Source organism: Nocardia sp. NBC_01388 (genome assembly GCF_045040085.1).
Taxonomy (GTDB): domain Bacteria; phylum Actinomycetota; class Actinomycetes; order Mycobacteriales; family Mycobacteriaceae; genus Nocardia.
In genome coordinates this window covers 3,977,584-3,998,275 of record NZ_CP109553.1, presented here as the reverse complement: position 1 = coordinate 3,998,275, position 20,692 = coordinate 3,977,584, and the positions used below count along the sequence as shown (strand labels likewise).

The following is a 20,692-nucleotide window of genomic DNA, read 5'->3' as shown; positions in this document are numbered from 1 at the left end:
TTGTTAAGCTCTGCAATTGATAAGCTCAATCACAACTGAAGGAGGGGTCCGATGTCGCAGCCGCGCACGGATGCCAGCGCTCCCAACGCCCCGAACGCCCCGAACGCCATTGCCCCCGACCCGAATGCCCCCGAGGCCTCCGACAAGATCCCCGCGCACGTCTGGCGCACCGCCGCCGTCGTGGTGTTCGGCGCGATCATGGGCATGCTCGATACCTCACTGGTCAATATCGGCCTGCACACCATCGGTGCGGACCTGCGCAGCTCGCTCGCCACGATTCAGTGGGTGGCCAGCGGATACCTACTCGCCCTTGGTGTTTCGCTCACCGTCTGCGGCTGGCTGGCGCGGCGCGTCGGCGTGGGCCGACTGTGGATCGGCGCACTGCTCGCCTTCACCCTCACCTCGGCCGCCTGTGCGCTGGCCGGGTCGGCGGAATGGTTGATCGCGCTGCGCGTACTGCAGGGGCTCGCCGCCGGCGTGATGATTCCGGCCGGTCAGACCATCCTCGGCCAGGCCGCCGGACCCAAGCGCATGGGCCGGGTCATGGGCGTGGTCGGCATCGCGGTGGTGGGCGCGCCCGCCATCGGACCGACCATAGGCGGTCTGATGCTGGCCCATTGGAGCTGGCAGTGGCTGTTCCTCATCAATATCCCGCTGGGCCTGATCGGCATCGCCCTCGGATTGCGGTATCTGCCGCTGCAGGGCGGCGCACCGGCGCAGCGCCTGGATGTGCTCGGCCTGATTCTCGGCGGTGGGGGAGTGTCGGCCGTGGTCTACGGCCTGTCGGAAATCGGTATCGACGGCTCGTTCACCGCGCTCTCGGTATGGCTGCCGGTACTGCTCGGCCTGGCTGCGCTCGCCGGATTCATCGCTCGCACGATCAGCAGCAGTCGGCCGCTGCTCGACGTTCGCATGTTCAAGAACCGGGTCTTCGCGGCCGCGAACGCCGCGAGCTTCTTCGCGGGTGCGTCCATGTTCAGCGTGATGGTGTTGCTGCCGTTGTACTTCCAGGTGCTGCACGGTGACGGACTGATTCGCACCGGCGTACTGCTGATCGCCTTCGGTGCGGGCGGCGTTGTCACCCTTCCGCTCGGCGGCCGCCTGGCGGACCGCTTCGGCGGCGGTGTCATCGCGGTGGGCGGCAACCTCGGGGTGGCGCTGACCGTGCTTCCGTTCGCCTTCCTCCCGATCGATGCCGATACCTTCCTGATGGAGATGCTCCTGTTCGCGGCGGGTGTATTCACCGCACTGTCGGGCATCCCGCTGATATCGGCGGCCTACGCCTCCGTCCGTCACGATCAACTGCCCGATGCCGCTGCCTTCGTCAATATCCTGCAGCGTGTCGGCGGCGCGGTCGGTGTGGCCGCGATCGCGGTAATCCTTTCCCGCGCAACGGCATCCGGATGGGAGCCGATTTCCGGCTACCACTTCGCCTTCGCGGCCATCGCGGCGCTGTCGCTCATCGCCTCGGCCGCCTCCACGGTGCTCCGCCGCCACCAGCGCCGGTAGCGAACCACCGCGCGACCCACCGGGCACCGGGCGCCCGGTGGGTCGTTGCGCGTGAGGTGTCACCCCTCGCCGATACTGTGGCCGGCATGACTGATTCCGAACTGATGAACCTTCGCAGTAGGGCGGCCGCCGGCGATACCGATGCGGTCGATCAGCTTGTCGAACTCGCCGGTGCGCGCGGCGATATGGAGGAATTGCGGCAGCTGGCCGCCGCCGGTAGCCAGGATGCCGCCGACCAACTCGTGCAGCTGGCAATCGAATTCGACGATATGGACGAGCTGCGGCGGCTCGCCGCCACCGGCAATCAGGATGCCGTCGATGTGCTTGCCGAACTCATCGGCGAAGCCAGCGGCACGACCGACTAGCCTGGAGGGACAGCGGAGGTAACTGCGCGAGGCCGGTTCGGGCTCGAATTGTTGTAAGCCGCTTTTCGCTGAAACAAGGAGAAGCTGATGCGACGATTCGTCGCACTGCCGGCCACGCTCATCGTGGCCGGAATATTGACCCTGGGTATGACCGGCGTGGGCGCGGCCGACGATGGCGGGCAATTGATCATCGACGGCCGGGTCTATCTTGATCCGACCGGCTGCTACGACAATCTGGTTCCCCCGGTGACGATTCACAATGACACCGGCACCGCCGCCTACCTCTACGCCCATACCGACTGCACCGGTGCCACGGAAACGATTTCCCCCTACGGCAGTACGGTCAGCGCCGACGGCCGCAGCGTCCGCGTCATGTCATGACGGACCACGGTCTGCTGGCCGAGAGGTGACCGAAGTGTGACGCCTGCCGTGCGGCGGGAACTTCCGAGGCAAGGGTCCGGTTGTACCGGATGCCCATCTGAGGAGGTCAAGTGACACAGGAATACAACCGGAATCCCGCGGCGGTGGCGGCGCTCTCACCCGAGCAGTTCCACGTCACGCAGGAGAACGGCACCGAGCGTGCGTTCACCGGCGAGTACTGGGACAACCACGAGCCGGGAATCTACGTGGATGTGGTGTCCGGCGAGCCCCTGTTCGCCTCCGTCGACAAGTTCGACAGTGGTTCGGGCTGGCCGAGTTTCACCAAGCCGATCGAGGCCGAGACCGTGGTCGAGAAGCGCGACCTCAGTCATCTGATGATCCGCACCGAGGCGCGTTCGGCCCTCGGCGACAGCCATCTCGGGCATGTGTTCAACGACGGCCCGCGCGAGGCGGGCGGCCTGCGCTACTGCATCAATTCGGCGGCGCTGCGGTTCATCCACCTCGACGATCTCGAGGCGCAGGGCTACGGGCAGTACCGGTCGCTCTTCACCGATAAGCAGGACTGACCCGCTGCGGCGACCGGCGTAGGCGAACCGCGGCGCTAGGCTCGACTTCGTGCCGAAGCTGCTGCTGATTCACCACACGCCGTCGCCGCATATGCAGGAGATGTTCGAGGCGGTGGTGGCCGGAGCCACCGATCCGGAGATCGAAGGTGTCGAGGTGGTGCGCCGGGCCGCACTCGCGGTGACCGCGAGCGATGTGCTCGCGGCCGATGGCTATCTCCTCGGCACCCCGGCCAATCTCGGCTATATGTCCGGGGCGCTCAAGCACGCGTTCGACACCTTCTACTACCCCTGCCTGGATTCGACCCGAGGCCGGCTCTACGGCATGTACATGCACGGCAATCAGGGGACCGAGGGCGCCGAACGCGCTGTCGAGAGCATTACCACCGGACTCGGCTGGGAGAAGGCCGCCTCTGCGGTCCTGGTCTCCGGGCCGCCGACCAAGCAGGATGTACAGCGCTGCTGGGAACTCGGCGCGACCGTGGCCGCGCAGCTCATGCCCTGAGCGCGGCGCGTCAGCCCCTGGCGGTCTGCCGGTACACCTTGCGGGCGGCCAGGATCAGCGGAATCTGCAGGGGCAGCCGCAGAATCGATCCGACCTTCAAAGGCAGCGGCTTGTCACTGCGCACCCATTCATAGGTCATTTGCAGATTGCCCGGGAACACCGCGAGGAACAGCAGCAGCGCGAGTCCGCCGCCCAGCCGCCGGGTCTTCGGCACTGCGAGCGCCCCCGCCACCGCGAGCTCGGCCACACCGGAACCCAGTGTGTAGGCCCGAGCAGAGCCCGGCAGCTGCGGGGGAATCAAGGCGTCGAACGGCTTCGGCGCCACGAAATGCAATGTCCCCATACCGAAAAGCATCGCCGAGAGCAGCCGTGCGGTGCCCCCGCCGCTCCCTGAATGCGCAGTCACCGATTCCAGATTCTCGCTCATGGCGTAGAGCGTACGGACAGTTCGCCCGGAACGGGCCCGGCGGTCTTTTTGTACTCGTTCCGAAGTCAGCCTTCCCCCCGAATTCTGGTGGCTGACGCATCCGGTGGGCTTGCCGTCATACTCGATACGAATATTCGGGAGTTGAGAAGAGGTGAGGGCCGGCGTGCAGGCGCAGGATTCGGGGATACGCCGTATCGGGCTGGTCGAGGATCATGAATCGGTGGCAATCGGGCTGGCGGCCATGCTGGCGCCCGAGGCCGATCTGGAGTTGGTGATCACCGCGGGGACGGTGGCGGAGCTGTTGTCCGCCGGGCCGCACTTGGATCTGGTGGTGTTGGATCTGCGGCTCGCCGACGGATCATCGCCCGATGACAATGTGCGCACGCTGCGGGAACGCGGTATCGAGGTGCTGGTGTTCACCGGTGCGGACAATCCGTTCATGGTGCGCGAGGCCGCCCGGGCGGGTGTGCTGGGCGTGGTCCGGAAATCGGAGGATGTGCCGACCGTGGTGGCGGCCGTGCGCCGCGCCGCACAGGGCGAGCAGGTGGTGACCACCGATTGGGCGGCCGCCATCGACGGAGATCCGCAGCTGTCGAATGTCGGATTGAGCCCGCGGCAGCAGCAGGTGCTGCAGCTCTACGCCTCTGGTGAGAAGGCGTCGCGGGTGGCGCGCATGACCGGTCTCTCGGAGCAGACCGTCAACGACTATCTCGGCCGCATCCGGCAGAAGTACGCCGATGCCGGCCGTCCGGCGCCCACGAAAACCGATCTGTACAAGCGGGCCGTCGAGGACGGGTGGCTTCCCGTCCCCGAAAAACGGCAACCGCACGCATGACCGCGACCGGCACGCTCGCCACCCGGCCCGCCGAGCATCCGATGTCCGTGATCACCGCATTCCTGCAACGGCTGCGCCGCGCGCTGGTGATGCCGCAGGAGGATCCGGCGACCGCCGCCTACGACCGGATCATGCGCCGGCTCGGCATCTCCGTCGGCATTGCCGGAATCATCGTCTGCGCCATGGAATTGCCCGAGATCGCCGAACAGGGGCGGCACGCCCCCGGCTGGTGGACCGTGGTCGCCGTGGTGCTGACCTTCGGCTGGTTCCCGGTGCTGGCGGTGGTATCGGCCATAACCGGGCCGGGCCCGGTGCGGATCGTATCCGGTTGTGCCGCACTGAGTTTCCTCGCCGCGCTGGCCACCATGCCGTTCGCGCTGGAAGTCCATTCGGTGGATTCGACCACGGTGTGGCCGTACCGGGTGGCGGCGCTGGCGGTGATCGCGGCCGTGCTGGCCTGGCCGCCGCGCTGGGCCGTCGCCTATCTGGTGGCCTCCTCCACCTCGGTGGCGCTGTCGATCATCTACACCGTCGCCACGGTCACGCCGTACTCGGTGGTCGAGAACTTCCTGCGCGCAGTGGGTTTGGCAGCCCTGTTCGTCTGGTGCGGTACCGCCGCCACGGGTGCGGCCGCGCGGGTAGACCGGGAATCGGTCATTGCCACTCGCCGCGCGGCCGCCGCCGCCTCGGCGCAGGGCCGTGACCACGAGCGCGCGCGTTTCGCCGCACTCATCCACGATGCGGTGCTCTCCACCCTGCTGGAGGCCTCGCGGGCGGGCGCACAGTCGGATGTGCTGCGCCGCCAAGCCGAGCGCACGCTCGAACAACTCGACGAATGTCGCGGCAGCGACCGCGATCCAGATCTGCTCGATGCGCGTTCGGCGGTGCTGTTCCTGCGCGCCGCCGTGCACGAGATCAATCCCGTCGTGCGTTTCGCGACCCGCACCTGGCCGGGCTTCGACGATCTGCGCATGCCGGTGCACGCGGCCAGTACCATTGCCGCGGCGCTCGCCGAGGCGGTGCGCAACAGTCTGCGGCATGCCCAGCTACCCGGTCGCGAGGTGCGCCGCATTGTCACCGCCACCGTGAGCGCGGGCAGTATTCGCATCGTATTCACCGATGACGGAGCCGGTTTCGACCTCGCCGCGGTCTCCGCGGACCGGCTCGGCATCTCCATGAGCATTCTCGGCCGCATGCGGCAACTGGCCGGCGGCAGCGCGTTCGTGGAATCCCAACCGGGAGAGGGCACGACCGTGACGCTGGTGTGGGGTGGCGATGGTTCCCGCTGATTACCATGTGGCAGAACTGGATTCGCGGTTCGACCTGCGCGATATGCTCGGCCTGCGCGGCCGCGCAGCCTGGCTGTTCCTGCTGATTCTCGAGGCGACCATCGCGCTGTACATGATTCGCAATTTCGGCGAATCGCCGCAGTGGGCCGCCCTGCTCGGCACCGTGCTCATTCTGAGTGCGGGCGCGCTGGTGGTGGTCGTGCCGGTGGATCCGCTGCCGCTGCCGCTCGCCCTGTTCGCCGCCGCGGCCGGACCGGTGGCCACCGCGCTCACCGTCATGACCCCGTCGGCGGATACCGTGCACTACTCGGTGTGGTCGGCCTTCGCCTCGTCCTATGTCCTCGCGGTGCTGGTCCTGCGCGGCCGGGTCCGGACGGCGTGGGCCGGTGTGGCCGGGATCGCGGGTGTGCTGCTGGTCGCCGGTATGACCGCGCACCTGCAGTCGAATACCGTGGTCGGCTCGCTGGTGCCGATCGGCACCGTGGCCGCGATCTCGGTCTTCAGCATGGTCATGGCACCGATGCAGCGCTCACTGCGACTGCTGCGCGAGGATGCCATGATGCGCGCCGCCTCCGAAGCCACCATGGCCGCAGCCGACAGTGAACGCACCCGCCAGCTCGCCCGGCTGGACCGTGTGGCGCGCCCGATTCTGGAGCGCATTGCCGATGGGGCCGAACTCACCGCGGCCGAACGTGAGGAATGCCGCCTGCTCGAGGCGGAACTGCGCGACGGCCTGCGGGCGCCGCAGTTGATGACCGATGAACTCAGTGGCGCGGCGCGCGGTGCACGCGCCCGGGGCGTCGAGGTCGTACTGCTCGACGACGGTGGCTTCGCGGGCGTCCCGGAATGGGTGCGAAAACGTGTGATCGACGCGGCGACAAGGGAATTGGACGCCGCCAATACCGGATCGGTGACGGTGCGGGTACTGCCGCTGGGGCGGCGCGTACTGGCGACGGTGCTCGCGCACGCGCCCGATCACGACTGCCGCACCGAGATCGATACGGACGGTCAGGTCAGCGTCACGGACTGAACGCGGCGCACTGACTTGTGCCAGCCAGGCGGACAGATTCGCATCGGCCAGGCCGCATTGACTCACTTCAGCCGGCCGCACCGGTTCGTGTCAGCTGGCCGGGTCCTCGGGATCCCTGGTGTCCTTGGGCCGGTGCGAATCGGTGTCCCTGGGGCGGCGTGAATCGCGGGGCATATCCCAGCGGCCCGCGCCGCCCTTCTTCATCTGATCGCGCAGCGCACCCTGCACGGCAGTCGCCATCCACGAGTTCAGCGACTGCCCGCTCTGTGCCGCCGCATCCTCCGCGCGGGACTTGATCTGCTCGACCAGTCGCAGTGTCACGCGGCTGATATCCCCGGTCATCTCCTCGAATGTGGGCTGGTGCTCCTCCTCGGGACCGCCCGCCTTGCGCACGTCCACATGCGCTTCCGAGCCGTCATAGGAGACGTGCACCGTGTGATCGCCGACCGCGGCGCTCACCTCGGTGGCGAGTTCGGACAGCGCCGCCAGCAGCACCAGCCGCGCCGAGTTCTCGGTGGCCGCGGCCAGGGCGGCGGCCGTCGACTGCGTCTTCTCATCGCCGAGCGCGGCGGCCGCGACGAGATTCTCGCGTAGTTGGGCGGTGTACTTGTTCAGATCCATGACACCAGTGTGCTGTCATAAATGACATCATTCAAGGAGTGATTTGGCGTCACACCCCGGGAGCGATGCGAATCACCGTCATCGACGGGCCGGTTCGGGTATAACGATGCAAAAGGTGTTTCGGTAACCGGGTAGCCTTCTGGCTATGACGAACGGTGAATCGACGCGAATCGAGCTGCGCGCGTCCGGCACAGTCGGTGTCGCGATGGTGACTCCCTTTACCGCCGAAGGCAAGCTCGATGTCGATGCCGGGGTAGCGCTCGCCGCTCGCCTGGTCGAAGGTGGTGTGGACCTGCTCGCCATCTCCGGCACCACCGGAGAATCGCCGACCACCACCGAGTCCGAGAAGTTCGATCTGCTGCACGCCGTCGTCGACGCGGTCGGTGACCGCGCCACCGTTATCGCGGGCGCCGGCACCTACGACACCGCGCACAGCATCGAGCTGGCACGCAATGCGGCGCGCGCGGGTGCCCACGGTTTGCTCGTCGTCACCCCGTATTACTCGCGTCCCTCGCAGGACGGCCTGTTCGCACACTTCACCGCCATTGCGGACAGCACCGATCTGCCGGTCACGCTCTACGACATCCCACCGCGTTCGATGGTGGCCATCAATTCGGACACCATTCGCCGTCTCGCCGAGCACCCGCGCATTGTCGCGGTCAAGGACGCCAAGGGCGATCTCAATGCCGGCGCCGAGCTCATCGCCGAGACGGGCCTGTCCTTCTACTCCGGCGACGATGGGCTGAACCTGCCCTGGCTGTCGGTCGGTGCGGTCGGATTCATCAGTGTTATCGGCCATCTCGTGCCGGATCGCCTGCGTGCACTCGCTGCGGCTCATGCCGCCGGCGATGTGGCCCGGGCTCGTGAAATCAATGTCAGCATGATTCCACTCAATCGGGCCATGTCCCGGCTGGGTGGCGTCGCCATGACCAAGGGTGCGCTGCGGCTGCTCGGGGTCGAAACCGGGGAGCCACGTTTGCCACAACTCATGCCCAATACCGAGCAGCTCGCCGAGCTTGCCGTGGACCTGCGAACCGCGGGGGTGCTTGCATGAGCAACCCCGAAGGTCGCCGACCGCGTCGTACCGCCTCCCGCGCCGCGGGTGCGCCGGAACCTGTTGTCGCACAGCCGAAGGCCGCCGCTGCCGCGGCGCCGAAGGTCACTGCCGCCGAGCAGCCGAAGGCCGCTGCCGCGCAACCTGAGAAGGTCGTAGCGCCACCGGCGCAGGCCGCGGCGCCGGCGGAAACCGCCGCGCCGCAGGAAACCCGGGCCAAGCGCAACGGCACCCGGGCCGCCAAGAACGGGCAGGCCGACGCCGCGCCCGCGAAGGCGCGCCAGGACGACTCCGCGCCCAAGTCGCGGCAGGCCGATCGCACCCGTAAGCCGGGCGGGACCCGTTCCCGCCAGGGCGGTCGTGGTGATCGCTCCGAGGCTGTTGCCGCGCCGCGTCCCGAGCGTCGTCAGCTGCCCCCGCCCCCGAAGCCGCCCAAGGGCGGCCTGCGCGTGTTCGCGCTGGGCGGCATCAGCGAAATCGGCCGCAATATGACCGTTTTCGAATACGACGGCAAGCTGCTGATCATCGACTGCGGTGTGCTGTTCCCCGAGGACCAGCAGCCGGGCGTGGATTTGATCCTGCCCGACTTCGGTCCCATCGAGGACCGCATGGACGATATCGCCGCGGTCATCCTGACCCACGGTCACGAGGATCACATCGGTGCGGTGCCGTTCCTGCTGCGCCTACGCCGCGATATTCCGATCGTCAGCGCCAAGTTCACCCTCGCGCTGGTGGCCGCCAAGTGCCGTGAGCACCGGTTGCAGCCCAAGCTGATCGAGGTCACCGAGGGCCAGCGCACCCAGCACGGCCCGTTCGACTGCGAGTACTTCGCGGTCAACCACTCGATCCCGGATGCCATCGCGGTCGCGGTGCGCACCCCCGCCGGCATGGTGCTGCACACCGGCGATATCAAGCTCGACCAGCTCCCGCTGGACGGCCGCCTCACCGACCTGGCCGGGTTCTCCCGCCTCGGCGACGAGGGTGTGGACCTGTTCCTGGTGGACTCCACCAATGCCGAGGTGCCCGGCTTCGTCACGCCCGAGCGTGAGATCGGCCCGGTGCTGGACACTGTGATCGGCAAGGCCAAGGGCCGAGTCATCGTGGCGTCCTTCGCCTCTCACGTACACCGCATTCAGCAGGTGGTGGATGTGGCGCAGCGTTATGACCGCCGCATCTGCTTCGTCGGCCGGTCCATGGTCCGCAATATGCAGATCGCCCAGGATCTCGGCTATCTGAATCTGCCGGACGGTCTGGTGGTCGATATCGATCAGGCCGCGAACCTGCCGGTGCACAAGCTGGTGCTCATCTCCACCGGCTCGCAGGGCGAACCGCTGTCGGCGCTCTCGCGCATGGCGCGCGGCGATCACCGCCAGATCAATATTCGCGCCGACGATCTGGTGGTGCTGGCCTCCTCGCTCATTCCGGGCAATGAGAATGCCGTGTTCACCGTGGTGAACGGGCTGACCCGGATCGGCGCGACCGTCATCACCCAGCAGAACGCGAAAGTCCATGTCTCCGGACATGCTTCGGCCGGTGAGCTGCTGTACCTGTACAACGCGGTGCGGCCGACCAATGCCATGCCCGTGCACGGTGAATGGCGGCACCTGCGCGCCAATGCCGCGCTCGCGGTGGCGACCGGTGTGCCGGAGGAGCGAGTCATGCTCGCCGAGAACGGCGTTGTGGTCGATCTGGTCGACGGCATCGCCTCGATCACCGGCCGCGTGCCGGTCGGTCAGGTGTACGTGGACGGTCTGTCCGTCGGCGACGTCGGCGAATCGACCCTCTCGGATCGTCTGGTACTGGGGGAGGGCGGCTTCATCTCCATCACCGTCGCCGTCGACTCCACCACCGGCAAGGCCGTCAGTGCGCCCGAGGTGCACGGCCGCGGCTTCTCCGACGACCCGGACGCCCTGGCCGAAACGCATGAACTCGTCGAAGCGGAACTGCGCCGCCTGTCGAGCGAGGGCATTACCGACACCCACCGCATCGCCCAGAGCGTGCGCCGGGTGGTCGGCAAGTGGGTCGCGGACAAGTACCGCCGCCGCCCGATGATCGTCCCGACGGTGATCGGCGTCTGACGCCCGAAAAGGCAAGCGCCACAACCTGAGAGCGCCCGGCAGCACCAGCTGCCGGGCGCTCTTGCGTTATCTGGCAATCACTCTGGTGATGTGCTGAAGCAGGCCGAAAAGCATACCTACATTGAAATATGCGCATTTAAATATGAATGGCCGGTATGTTCGTACCCTCACGAAGCTTCCCGCCAACCGTCGAAACCGAAGCCGCCCCGACAGCCTCAGCTGCCGGGGCGGAAACACGAAGAGCTGCTATTTGTCCTGGCAGGCTGCGGAATCCAGCTTGGCGGCCTTCACGATGCTGCAGGCGAAGTTGTGGTCCACCTTCCAGTCGTTGCCGTCGGCGACGAAGGAAACGGTGGCATTGTTGACCGGTGAGCCGCCGATGGTGACATTGGCATCGGCCTTGATCTTGCCGTCCGCGGGATCGGGAACGTTGGTGATCTCCACCTTGACGTCGTTCTTCTTGGCGGCGTCGACCAGCTTGGCGACCAGCTGCGGGTCCTGTCCGGCATCCTCGATCCAGTCGACCTTGGTCTTGGCGTCGATGGACGGGTCGAAGGCCTTGGTGAGCTTGTCGTTCAGCTCCGCCACGGTCGGCTTCGGCAGGTTCGGCACCTGCGAGGTGGACGGCGCGCCGGTGTCCTTGGTGTCGTCGGTGGTGCCCTGGAACGCATTGCTGGGTGCGGCGGCGCTAGTGGTGGTGGCGCTGTCGGACTTATCGCTCGAGCTGCAGGCGACCAGGCCGAGCGCGGCGGCGGCCAGCGCCACGGCGGCGGTGGCGCGGAAGATGGTGTGCTTCAACGATTTTCTCCCCGGTATGGAATTCGGAATCAGAGCTGGTAGCCGGTGGTGCAGTTCCAGTGGACGATGGTGGCGTCGGAGTAATTGCGGTTCAGCGCCTGGGTCCGCGCGGACGAGCGCGAGTAGTCCGCACCATAGGTGTAATAGCCGCGGGGGGAGTAGGCAACCGCGCCGCAACCATTCGCGAAGGTGGCGACCACCCGGCAGTCGTTGAAGGAGCAGGAGGACATCGCGCCATCCTGCGCCGAGCCGCGATCGGAGTAATCATAGGAGTAGCCGATGTGGCCGGTGGAGGGTGAGAGCGCGATGGCGCCGAAGTTGTCGGTGGAGGCCCCGGCCGGAGCCGCGGTGCTGACCAGTAGGGAACCGGCCGCCGCAACCATCATGGCGGCGCCGCTGACGATCTTCTTCAAAATTGTTGCCCTTCTTGTGCTGTGGGCCCATGACCCGATGGACCGAGTGCACAAGCTACCGATCCGATTCGACCGAAGCCAACCGGCGAATGCCGTACTGGCTGATGAGTTCATGATCGAACGCGCGCCTTATGGCGGACCGGGTGTTCCGCTTAAAGACCGGGGCAATCAGCAATTGAATCGCTATCACAAGGTGCAACGCGCCCGATGCATTCGAGGGTGTGTCCGGTTAGGGTTCCCTTTATGAGCATGGCACAGCGGGAACGGCAGGCCCTGGTGCAGACGATGGCCGCGGCCGGCCCGGACGCACCCACCCTCTGCGGTGAATGGACGACGCGAGATCTGGCCGCGCACTTGATCGTCCGCGAGCGCCGCCCGGATGCCGCACCCGGCATCATGCTGAAGCCCTTCGCCTCCCACCTGGAGAACGTCCAGCGCCGAGTCGCGCAGCGGCCGTTTCCGCAGCTGCTCGAACTGGTGAGCAGTGGTCCGCCGTGGTTGCTGCGCCCGGTGGATTCGCTCATGAATCTGACCGAGATGTTCGTGCACCACGAGGATGTGCGCCGCGCGCAGACCGAGTGGGAGCCGCGCGAACTGTCTGCCGCGGACGAGGATCGGCTCTGGAAGGTCCTGACCGGCTTGGCGCGCATGGCATATCGCAAATCGCCGGTTACCGTGGCGCTCGTGACGCCGGACGGTCGCCGCACCGTCGCGCATCGCGCGGGGGAGCGCACGGTCGTGCTGGCGGGTCCGCCGTCGGAGCTGCTGCTGCATGCGTTCGGCCGCAGTGCCGTCCGGTTGGAAGCCACCGGGGACGCGGAGGATGTGGCCGCGGTCCACGCTCTGGATCGCAGCGTGTGAGATTTCGGCCGGCGGGTGCGCTCGAGTGGCGGTCCGGCCGCTGATCATGAAACGATCACGCGCCGGACGGTAGCTTCTGCGAGCGGCGGGTAGCCCGTGGTGATGAGGTGGTAGGCAATGACTTGGCAACTGGCGCTGCTCGGGCCGGTCGAGTTGGTGTCCGATGGTGCGCCCGGCTCGCCCATGCCGCCCAAACAGCAAGCGGCGCTTGTCATGCTGGCCTGTGCGCGCGGGCGGACGGTGTCGATCGAGGAACTGGTCGACGGCATCTGGGGTGCGGAACGCCCGGCCTCCGCGGTGGGTGCGCTCCGCAATTACGCGTGGGCGCTGCGTAAGCATCTGTCGGCGCAACCGGGGACGATGCTGCTGGCTTCCGAGTCGCGGGGCTACCGCCTGGAAGGCCCGCTCGAGCTCGATATCGACGAAATCGACCGGTATCGCGCCGAAGCCGAGACCGCGCGCGGAGCCGGACAGCTGGAGCAGGCCGATGCCGCACTGCGCGCGCTGCTGGGGCTGTGGCGCGGCGATCCGCTCAGCGGGGTGCCCGGACCGTGGGCCACCGCCGAACGCGCCCGGCTGCGCCGCCTGCACCGGGCGCTGCGCGAAGACCTCATCGAAGTCACCGTGCAGCGCGGCGACTATTCCGATGCCATAGCCGAATTGGAGGCCCTGATCCCGGGTGACCCGCTCAGTGAGCGGCTGCGCGGGCTCATGATGACCGCCCTGTACCGGGCGGGCCGCCGCACCGAGGCACTCGGCGAATATCAGCGCATTCGGCGACTGCTGGTGTCGGAGCAGGGCATCGAGCCCGGGCCAGCCCTACTGGAATTGCATCGGCAGATCCTGGCCGATGAACTGCCCGCCCGCGTGTACGTCACCGCCCCGGTTCCTGCGGTGGCGCCGCTACCGGCCCAATTGCCACCGGATACGGCCGATTTCACCGGTCGCCGCGATCTCGTGCGGGAGCTGAGCGCCGCGTTCGGCGCCGGAACCTCGATCGTGGCCATCTCCGGTATGGGCGGAGTCGGCAAGACCGCATTGGCTCTGCATGTGGCGCACCGGATTCGGGATCAGTATCCGGACGGACAGCTGTATGTCGACTTGCAGGGTGCGGGTGCGGATCCGGCAGACCCCGAGCAGGTGCTCGGGGTCTTTCTGCGCGCCCTGAATGTGGCGCAGCGTGAGGTGCCCACCGGGGTGGCCGAGCGTGCGGCATTGTTCCGGTCCGTGGTGAGCGGTCGCCGCATGCTGCTGGTGCTCGACAATGCCTGCGACGCCGCCCAAGTCGCGCCGCTGCTGCCCGGTGGTCCCGGCTGCGCGGTGCTGGTCACCGCGCACCGCCCGCTCACCGCGCTGCCCGGGGTGCGCTCGGCGGCCCTGCGGGTGCTCGACACCGCGGAGGCGGTGGCGCTGTTCGCCCGCATTGTCGGCCCGGCGCGGGTGGCCGCCGAACCGGAGGCGACCCGGCGCATTGCCGAACTGTGCGGACTGCTGCCGATGGCGGTGCGCATCGTGGCGGCGCGGGTCGCGGCGCGGCCGCAGTGGACGATCGTCTCCGAGGCCGACCGGCTGGCCGACGAACGCCATGACCTGGACCGCTTCCGGACCGGGGAGCTGGCGCTGGCTGTCGCCTTCCGGGCCGGATACGAGCAGTTGCCCGCCGATGCCGCACGGGCGTTCCGCCTCCTGGCGGTGGCCGAGCTGCCGGAGCTACCGCTGACCGCCGCGGCCGCGGTGCTCGATACCATCGAGCCGCTGGCCGAGGATCTGTGCGAGGAACTGGTCGATCGCGGCATGCTCGAGACCGTGGGCCGCGGTCGCTACCACTATCACGACCTCATGCGCTTGTTCGCGCTCGGCCGCGAGGGCGACGATGCCGAGGTGGACGTCACCGCGCGGCTGCTCGACTACTACCTGGCCACGATGAAAACCGTGCTGCGCGTGCGGCATCCGGGTCTGCGCCTGGCCCTGGCCCCGACCGGGCATCCGGGCACCCGGCCGGCCGATCTGGACGCGACCCGTGATTTCCTGAATATCGAGCGCCGCAATCTGGTCGCGCTGTACCGCCTCGCGGTGGCGGGCACCCCGCACCATCGATTGCTGGCCGCCGATCTGGCCCTGTCGGTGGCCGAGACCATGCTCGCCGGTGATGCCACCGTGGACGTGGAGAAGGCGCTCGAGGAATTGATCCGGGCGACCGAGGCCGACGGCAATGTGGTGGCGGCCGGTCGAGCCCGGCTGGCGCTGGTTTTCGCGCTGGTCTCGGAGTTCGGTGAGCCCGAGCGGGCGGCCGGGCACCTGCACCGGCTTTTCGCCGATACCGATCCCGATGCCGAACCGTGGGTGGCGGGTACCGCGCATGTGTTCGCGGGCATTATCGGGCTCTATCGCCAGGATCCGATGAGCGCGGCCACGCATTTCGCGCATGCGCTGCGCCTGTATCGGCTGGGTGCGAGTCCCGAATGCGTGCGGGTCGCCTATTCGTGCCTCGCCCGGGCCTATTCGGCGGCGGGCCGCAATCGCGATTCGCTGGCCGCGGCCGCGCGTGCCGTCGTCGGCGACTCGCAGCCAGGTACCCGCCGGAATGTCATGTGGGCGTTGACCGAAGCCGCCTGGGTGATCAGCAAGGAGGGTGACGGCGAACTCGGCACCCTGCTGTTCGACGCCGCCCTGCGCGCCGCCCGCCGTGCCGGCGCCCTCCGCTTCGAATCCACGGTTCACTCCCGGGCCGCCCTGGCCCATCTGAGCGCCGACCGCCTCCTGCAGGCCGTCGAACAGGCCGAGCTCGCCGAGGCCACCCGCGAAGCCTCCCGGGTAGGCGCGCTGCACACCGACAACCTGCTCGTCCGCTACACCGCCCTGCACCGCCTGGGCCGCACCCTCGACGCCGCCGAGTGCTACCGCACCGCCGCCAGCCAGATCCCCGACTTCGAGGCAGCCCTGACCCGCTGGACCGCGCCGGTCACGCCCAGCCCCCATCCGCAACGCTCGGCCGTCATCCCGGCCGCAAGCTGATCGGTGGGTGCGCGGGGTCGAGGCGCCGCGATTTGCTGTGCCGGGTTGTCGGCGCGTCCGGGCGGTGCGCGTGCGGTGAGGATCGATGATGGGTGTGCTGTCGCACCGGTCGAGAGGCTGGTCGGAGGGCGCAGCCGGCAGTCGCGGCGGCGCTCGTGCGGCTGATTTCGTTGCCTATCCCACAGGGGCTGTTGTATGTGGGCCGAGTGTTGCGGATGGTCCGCATGGTGCGGTTGCGACTAGCCTGGGTGCATGCCAGGTAAGTCCCGCGGTACCGCAACGTCACGTTCGCGAGCGGGATCGACGCGGGGGCAGACTCCTGCACGGTCTCGGGCGAGCACTCCGCGCACCGCTGCGCGCGGTCGCACCACGGCCGCGGCGCGGGGGAATGCCGGTCGGAGCGCTCCGGCGCGCCGCCGTCCCGCACCTCGGCGCACATCGAATACCGCGCCGCTGGCGGTGGTCACCCGCGGCGTGAGCAGCGGGTGGAACATGCTGGCGCGAGGGCTGGGTGCGAGCACCCGGGCCCTGAGCCGTGCCGGGGAGATCGAGCACGGGCACCGGCGGGACGGAATCGCGCTGGGGCTGGTCGGTTTCGGATTTCTGATTGTCGCGGCGGTATGGCTGTCCGCGGGCGGGCCGGTAGGGCACTGGGTGGATGCCGCGATTCGCGCCGTCGCCGGATCCGTCTCGGCGGCACTGCCGTTCGTGCTGATCGGCATCGCGGTCATTCTCATGCGCACCGAACCGCATCCGGAGATCCGGCCGCGACTGGTGCTGGGCGGGCTGCTGGTCGGCCTGCCGGTGCTGGGCCTGTGGCATATGGCGGCCGGGGCGCCGGCCGATGCGCACGGTCGCGCACATGCCGCGGGCTTTGCCGGGTACGTCATCGGCGGCCCGCTGCGTGACGGTTTGAGCGCCTGGCTGGCCGTTCCACTGCTGTTGCTGGCCATCGGATTCGGCATTCTGCTGCTCACCGGCACCACCGTGCGTGAGGTGCCGGAGGCCCTGCGCGAGATCTTCGGCACCGGCAGCGGCGGCGACGAATATGAAAGCTACTCCGACGAACCCGGCCTCTACGACCCGGAAAACTATGACGCGGACGGCTTCCCGCGTCATGAGGGCGTGCGAAGCAAGCGCCGCGGCCGTGCACCGTCGGAGAACTATCCGGTCGACGAATTCGGTGGTTCCGATGCCCTCACCGAGGTGATCGGCGAACCGCCGCTGCAGGCCGCCAAGGAGATCGTGGCGGAGGAGAAGCCGAAAGCCAAGGTGCGCAAGGTGCCGCCCAAGGTGGTCGATCAGACCCCGCCGCCGCCGGTCGCGCAGCAGCTGGAGTTCGTCACCGAGCGTGAGGTGGACGGCGACTATCAGCTCGCGCCGCTGAGTCTGCTCACCGATGGTGATCCGCCCAAGCTGCGCAGTGCCGCAAACGATTCCATGATCGAGGCGATCAGCGAGGTGCTGATCCAGTTCAAGATCGACGCCGCGGTCACCGGATTCGTGCGCGGCCCGACGGTCACCCGGTACGAGGTCGAGCTCGGCCCCGGCGTGAAGGTCGAGAAGATCACCGCGCTGGCCCGCAATATCGCGTATGCGGTCGCCACCGAGAATGTGCGCCTGCTCGCCCCGATCCCGGGCAAGTCGGCGGTCGGCATCGAAGTCCCCAATGCCGACCGGGAATTGGTGCGCCTGGCCGATGTGCTCAAGGCGCCCACCACCCGCGCCGACCACCATCCGCTGGTCATCGGCCTCGGCAAGAATATCGAGGGCGAGTTCGTCTCGGCGAACCTGGCGAAGATGCCGCACCTGCTGGTCGCCGGTTCCACCGGTTCCGGTAAGTCGAGTTTCGTGAACTCCATGCTGGTTTCGCTGCTGCACCGGGCGACGCCGGAAGAAGTGCGCATGATCCTCATCGACCCCAAGATGGTGGAACTCACGCCCTACGAAGGCATTCCGCATCTGATCACGCCCATCATCACCCAGCCGAAGAAGGCGGCCGCCGCGCTGACCTGGCTGGTGGAGGAGATGGAACAGCGGTATATGGACATGCAGGCCAATAAGGTTCGCCATGTCGACGATTTCAACCGCAAGGTGAAGTCCGGCCAGATCACCGCACCCCTGGGCAGTGAACGCGTCTACCGCCCCTACCCGTACATCCTCGCCATCGTCGACGAGCTCGCCGACCTCATGATGACCGCTCCCCGCGACGTCGAGGACGCCATCGTCCGCATCACCCAGAAGGCCCGTGCCGCAGGCATTCACCTGGTCCTGGCCACCCAGCGCCCCTCGGTGGACGTGGTCACCGGCCTGATCAAGACCAATGTCCCGTCCCGCCTGGCCTTCGCCACCTCCTCGCTGACCGACTCCCGAGTCATCCTCGATCAGCCCGGCGCCGAAAAGCTCATCGGCATGGGTGACGCCCTCTTCCTCCCCATGGGCGCCAGCAAGCCCACCCGCCTGCAGGGCGCATTCATCTCCGACGAAGAGATCTCCGCCGTAGTCGAATTCGCCAAGACCCAGGCCGAACCCGAATACCAGGAAGGCGTCACCGCCGCCAAGGCGGGGGAGAAGAAGGAGGTGGACGCCGATATCGGCGACGACCTCGAACTGCTGGTCCAGGCAATCGAACTGGTCGTCACCTCCCAATTCGGTTCCACCTCAATGCTGCAGCGCAAACTCCGCGTTGGTTTCGCCAAGGCCGGCCGCCTCATGGACCTCATGGAAACCCGCGGCGTAGTGGGCCCCAGCGAAGGCTCCAAGGCCCGCGACGTCCTCATCAAGTCCGACGAACTCGACGGCCTGCTGTGGACCATCCGCGGCGGCGGGGGAGAGCCTCCGGCGGACGACGAAGCCCCGGAAGAAGAGTGAGCTGAAACGCCAGGATTCGCCGCAGAGGCTGTGCGGGTCCCGCCCGCCTGGTCAGGCGATATCGCGAATATTGTGTTGCCGCAACTCAGGTGCATGGCGAGAGACCGTGGCGTAGTCGTTGTCGTCGTGGAGAACAGTCAATCCGTGATGGGCCGCAGTCGCGGCGATGATGAGGTCGATTGCCGATGCGCTGCGGTGCTCGCCCGCGCGCGACATCCGGTATTGCGTTGCCGCGACCCAACGATCGGCGTGTTTCGGAACGCCGACATCGGGATACAGGTCCGAGAACATGTCGGCGATTTCGTCGTACTCGGCTCGATTGCGGGCGCTGAAGAGAAATTCGGCTCGCTGTGGGAAACACGAGCCGATCGACTCTGCGTCGATGGCATCGAACCACGCACGCTGCAGCTTCTCCTCCGACAGCAGCCGGACCAGGGCTGAGGTATCGAGCAGATAGATCATCGTGTCTTTTCGGCCTCGTGCCTGCGTTCGGCGTCACCGACCGCACCCCAGTGCCGTGCTCGGTCGAAATGCTGGGCGATTCGGGCAGCGCGCTCCTGCTTCTCGGCGTAGAACCGCAGTGCGAGGTTGACCGCTTCCTTCTTCGTCTTGGCATTGGACAGCGTCATAGCCCGCTGTAGTGCGTCGTCGTCGAGGTCGATTTGCGTGACGGTCATGGAAACCTCCGTGCATGTTGGTGATGTACAAGCAACTATACATTACCAACATTAAGGCCGTCTGAATACTATCGTCACTCCGTCTCCGACGTCGACGGGGTGACGAAGCAACCTACGAAGGAGGTGTCGCTCCAAGGATCTCGACGAGACGATCGCGGATGCGTATTCTGCGTTGCTGGAAGAAGGACGTTGCTGGAAGAAGGAAGTGAAGTCCGCTGAGCCCAGTGGCAGACCGTCCAGATCATTGTCGTGGAGATAGGTGTTGCGCTTGTTCTCGAGCGGAAACGCAGTCACGATCCAGTCGGTCGGCAGTGCATCCTGCTTCTCGATGTTTGCCGTGCCGGGTATGAGTTGGAGGTTGGGAAGCAGATCGAAGACCGCCATGTAGTGGTCGATCTTGTCAGCGGCGATCCCGGCTGCGGCGAGCTTCTTCTTGGTGAAGCGGGACTTGGGAAAGATGTGATCCTCGTGGAACTTCTTGCTGAAATCCAAGCCCGGTTAGAGCACGGACAGCACTGAGAAGGTGCGCTGCCCTGCGTATTTGAGGTTGAGCAGTTCGTCGATCTCCGCGGCGTCGAACGACAGGCTCTTGCCGACTGCCGCCACGGCGGCCTCGATCTCGACTGCGGGGAAGCTGCCGATCGTGTTGCCGGTCAGCACCTCGCGCAGCCGGGTGAGCGTGGTATCGAGGCCGGAACCCCAGATACCTCGTTTGATCAGCGAGCGAGTAACCCATCCTTGAAGGACTGATCGATCAGCCGCGTCTGCACTGGAGTTCAGGTAAGAGTCCGTCGCACCGCGAAGGTGAAGGTAGTGGGCGACGGGGATGATGACGCTGTTGGCGGTGAGGTTGCGGTCGGTGAAGCCGAACTGCTGCAGAAGAGTCGCAGCTTGTAGCAGTGCTCCCTTGATCTGAGGCCAAGCTGCCTCGACCTTCGCCATGTTCCCCTGGGTGAAGTTGGTGACTTTGAACCGGACATCGACGTCGGCAATTGCCAGTGCAGTCTTCAGCACAACATCTTTGGAGAAGGAGAACTGTCGACCGGCGTTGCTGTTCAGTTCCGTGACCAGTGAGCGGACCTCCTCACGTGCGTCGAGTTCCTTCCACTGATTCGTCGCCATCGACAGCAACAGGTCAGAATAGGACAGGGTGGTGCCACCACTGTTTACTCGGACGAAAATCTCCAGCACCTTGTCGGGATCCTGATCATCGACAAGGAAGTAATTCATCGGCTTGGGCACACGCACCGCTTCGTACAGCCTGTAGAGCCGACCGAAGGCATCACTACTGTTGCTGATGATGCCTCGCCGCTCGAGTTCCTTCATGATCGCGGGACCCGCGTCCGCGAGGTCCAGCACGGCACCGATGCGAAACCACATGTCTTCGGCGTTCTGATCGG

General features: G+C 66.9%; 21 protein-coding genes. 13 read left to right on the top strand and 8 right to left on the bottom strand.

What is annotated here, in order from left to right; all coding sequences use genetic code 11:
- The first annotated feature begins 51 nt into the window (after positions 1-51).
- From OG716_RS19830 to OG716_RS19810, 5 genes are all read left to right on the top strand, one after another.
- Positions 52-1,509, top strand: coding sequence for a DHA2 family efflux MFS transporter permease subunit (locus tag OG716_RS19830; RefSeq protein ID WP_405138987.1), 1,458 nt, complete (start codon positions 52-54; stop codon positions 1,507-1,509).
- Between the two features lie 86 nt (positions 1,510-1,595).
- Complete coding sequence (locus OG716_RS19825; protein WP_405138986.1) at positions 1,596-1,874, top strand: hypothetical protein; 279 nt, start codon at positions 1,596-1,598, stop codon at positions 1,872-1,874.
- An 87-nt stretch (positions 1,875-1,961) separates the two neighbouring features.
- Positions 1,962-2,255, top strand: a complete 294-nt coding sequence (locus OG716_RS19820) for a hypothetical protein (RefSeq protein ID WP_405138985.1) — start codon at positions 1,962-1,964, stop codon at positions 2,253-2,255.
- A gap of 110 nt (positions 2,256-2,365) precedes the next feature.
- Positions 2,366-2,821: a peptide-methionine (R)-S-oxide reductase MsrB gene (gene msrB, locus OG716_RS19815; protein WP_405138984.1), complete on the top strand. Its 456-nt coding sequence runs from the start codon at positions 2,366-2,368 to the stop codon at positions 2,819-2,821.
- 91 nt (positions 2,822-2,912) lie between these two features.
- Positions 2,913-3,323, top strand: a complete 411-nt coding sequence (locus tag OG716_RS19810; RefSeq protein ID WP_405139786.1) for a flavodoxin family protein — start codon at positions 2,913-2,915, stop codon at positions 3,321-3,323.
- A gap of 10 nt (positions 3,324-3,333) precedes the next feature.
- Here OG716_RS19810 and OG716_RS19805 read toward each other — a convergent pair whose 3' ends face one another.
- On the bottom strand, positions 3,334-3,678 hold the full coding sequence (locus OG716_RS19805; RefSeq protein ID WP_355129723.1) for a hypothetical protein: 345 nt from the start codon (positions 3,676-3,678) through the stop codon (positions 3,334-3,336).
- A 235-nt stretch (positions 3,679-3,913) separates the two neighbouring features.
- Between OG716_RS19805 and OG716_RS19800 the strand changes: the two genes are divergently transcribed.
- Genes OG716_RS19800 through OG716_RS19790 form a run of 3 tightly spaced genes read left to right on the top strand, consistent with a single transcriptional unit; the run spans position 3,914 to position 6,904 of the window.
- Positions 3,914-4,585, top strand: a complete 672-nt coding sequence (locus OG716_RS19800) for a response regulator transcription factor (protein WP_355129546.1) — start codon at positions 3,914-3,916, stop codon at positions 4,583-4,585.
- Positions 4,582-5,874, top strand: coding sequence for a sensor histidine kinase (locus tag OG716_RS19795; protein WP_405138983.1), 1,293 nt, complete (start codon positions 4,582-4,584; stop codon positions 5,872-5,874). The genes OG716_RS19800 and OG716_RS19795 overlap by 4 nt, the downstream gene beginning before the upstream one ends.
- Positions 5,861-6,904, top strand: a complete 1,044-nt coding sequence (locus tag OG716_RS19790) for a hypothetical protein (RefSeq protein ID WP_405138982.1) — start codon at positions 5,861-5,863, stop codon at positions 6,902-6,904. Before OG716_RS19795 ends, OG716_RS19790 begins: the two co-directional genes overlap by 14 nt.
- Before the next feature lie 90 nt (positions 6,905-6,994).
- Here OG716_RS19790 and OG716_RS19785 read toward each other — a convergent pair whose 3' ends face one another.
- Complete coding sequence (locus tag OG716_RS19785) at positions 6,995-7,525, bottom strand: hypothetical protein (RefSeq protein WP_405138981.1); 531 nt, start codon at positions 7,523-7,525, stop codon at positions 6,995-6,997.
- 145 nt (positions 7,526-7,670) lie between these two features.
- On the opposite strand from OG716_RS19785, the gene dapA reads away from it, so the two are divergent.
- A complete protein-coding gene (gene dapA / locus OG716_RS19780) occupies positions 7,671-8,579 on the top strand; it encodes a 4-hydroxy-tetrahydrodipicolinate synthase (RefSeq protein ID WP_355129554.1) in 909 nt (302 codons plus the stop codon).
- Positions 8,576-10,657: a ribonuclease J gene (locus OG716_RS19775; protein ID WP_405138980.1), complete on the top strand. Its 2,082-nt coding sequence runs from the start codon at positions 8,576-8,578 to the stop codon at positions 10,655-10,657. The genes dapA and OG716_RS19775 overlap by 4 nt, the downstream gene beginning before the upstream one ends.
- A gap of 246 nt (positions 10,658-10,903) precedes the next feature.
- On the opposite strand, the gene OG716_RS19770 is transcribed toward OG716_RS19775, so the two are convergent.
- On the bottom strand, positions 10,904-11,455 hold the full coding sequence (locus OG716_RS19770) for a hypothetical protein (RefSeq protein ID WP_405138979.1): 552 nt from the start codon (positions 11,453-11,455) through the stop codon (positions 10,904-10,906).
- Positions 11,456-11,484: 29 nt separating this feature from the next.
- Positions 11,485-11,868, bottom strand: coding sequence for a DUF4189 domain-containing protein (locus OG716_RS19765; RefSeq protein WP_405138978.1), 384 nt, complete (start codon positions 11,866-11,868; stop codon positions 11,485-11,487).
- Between the two features lie 243 nt (positions 11,869-12,111).
- Between OG716_RS19765 and OG716_RS19760 the strand changes: the two genes are divergently transcribed.
- From OG716_RS19760 to OG716_RS19750, 3 genes are all read left to right on the top strand, one after another.
- Complete coding sequence (locus OG716_RS19760; RefSeq protein ID WP_405138977.1) at positions 12,112-12,729, top strand: TIGR03085 family metal-binding protein; 618 nt, start codon at positions 12,112-12,114, stop codon at positions 12,727-12,729.
- A 117-nt stretch (positions 12,730-12,846) separates the two neighbouring features.
- On the top strand, positions 12,847-15,744 hold the full coding sequence (locus OG716_RS19755) for a BTAD domain-containing putative transcriptional regulator (RefSeq protein WP_405138976.1): 2,898 nt from the start codon (positions 12,847-12,849) through the stop codon (positions 15,742-15,744).
- 252 nt (positions 15,745-15,996) lie between these two features.
- On the top strand, positions 15,997-18,615 hold the full coding sequence (locus tag OG716_RS19750) for a DNA translocase FtsK (RefSeq protein ID WP_405138975.1): 2,619 nt from the start codon (positions 15,997-15,999) through the stop codon (positions 18,613-18,615).
- A gap of 51 nt (positions 18,616-18,666) precedes the next feature.
- Here the strand turns inward: OG716_RS19750 and OG716_RS19745 are convergent, their stop codons facing one another.
- Genes OG716_RS19745 through OG716_RS19730 form a run of 4 tightly spaced genes read right to left on the bottom strand, consistent with a single transcriptional unit; the run spans position 18,667 to position 20,672 of the window.
- Entirely contained in the window at positions 18,667-19,077 is a 411-nt protein-coding gene (locus OG716_RS19745) for a PIN domain-containing protein (RefSeq protein WP_405138974.1), read from the bottom strand.
- Complete coding sequence (locus tag OG716_RS19740; protein WP_405138973.1) at positions 19,074-19,292, bottom strand: type II toxin-antitoxin system VapB family antitoxin; 219 nt, start codon at positions 19,290-19,292, stop codon at positions 19,074-19,076. Before OG716_RS19740 ends, OG716_RS19745 begins: the two co-directional genes overlap by 4 nt.
- Positions 19,293-19,343: 51 nt before the next feature.
- Positions 19,344-19,784: a hypothetical protein gene (locus OG716_RS19735; protein ID WP_405138972.1), complete on the bottom strand. Its 441-nt coding sequence runs from the start codon at positions 19,782-19,784 to the stop codon at positions 19,344-19,346.
- A 6-nt stretch (positions 19,785-19,790) separates the two neighbouring features.
- Positions 19,791-20,672 (bottom strand): hypothetical protein, encoded by an 882-nt coding sequence (locus tag OG716_RS19730; protein WP_405138971.1) that lies wholly within the window; start codon positions 20,670-20,672, stop codon positions 19,791-19,793.
- Between the last annotated feature and the right edge of the window lie 20 nt (positions 20,673-20,692).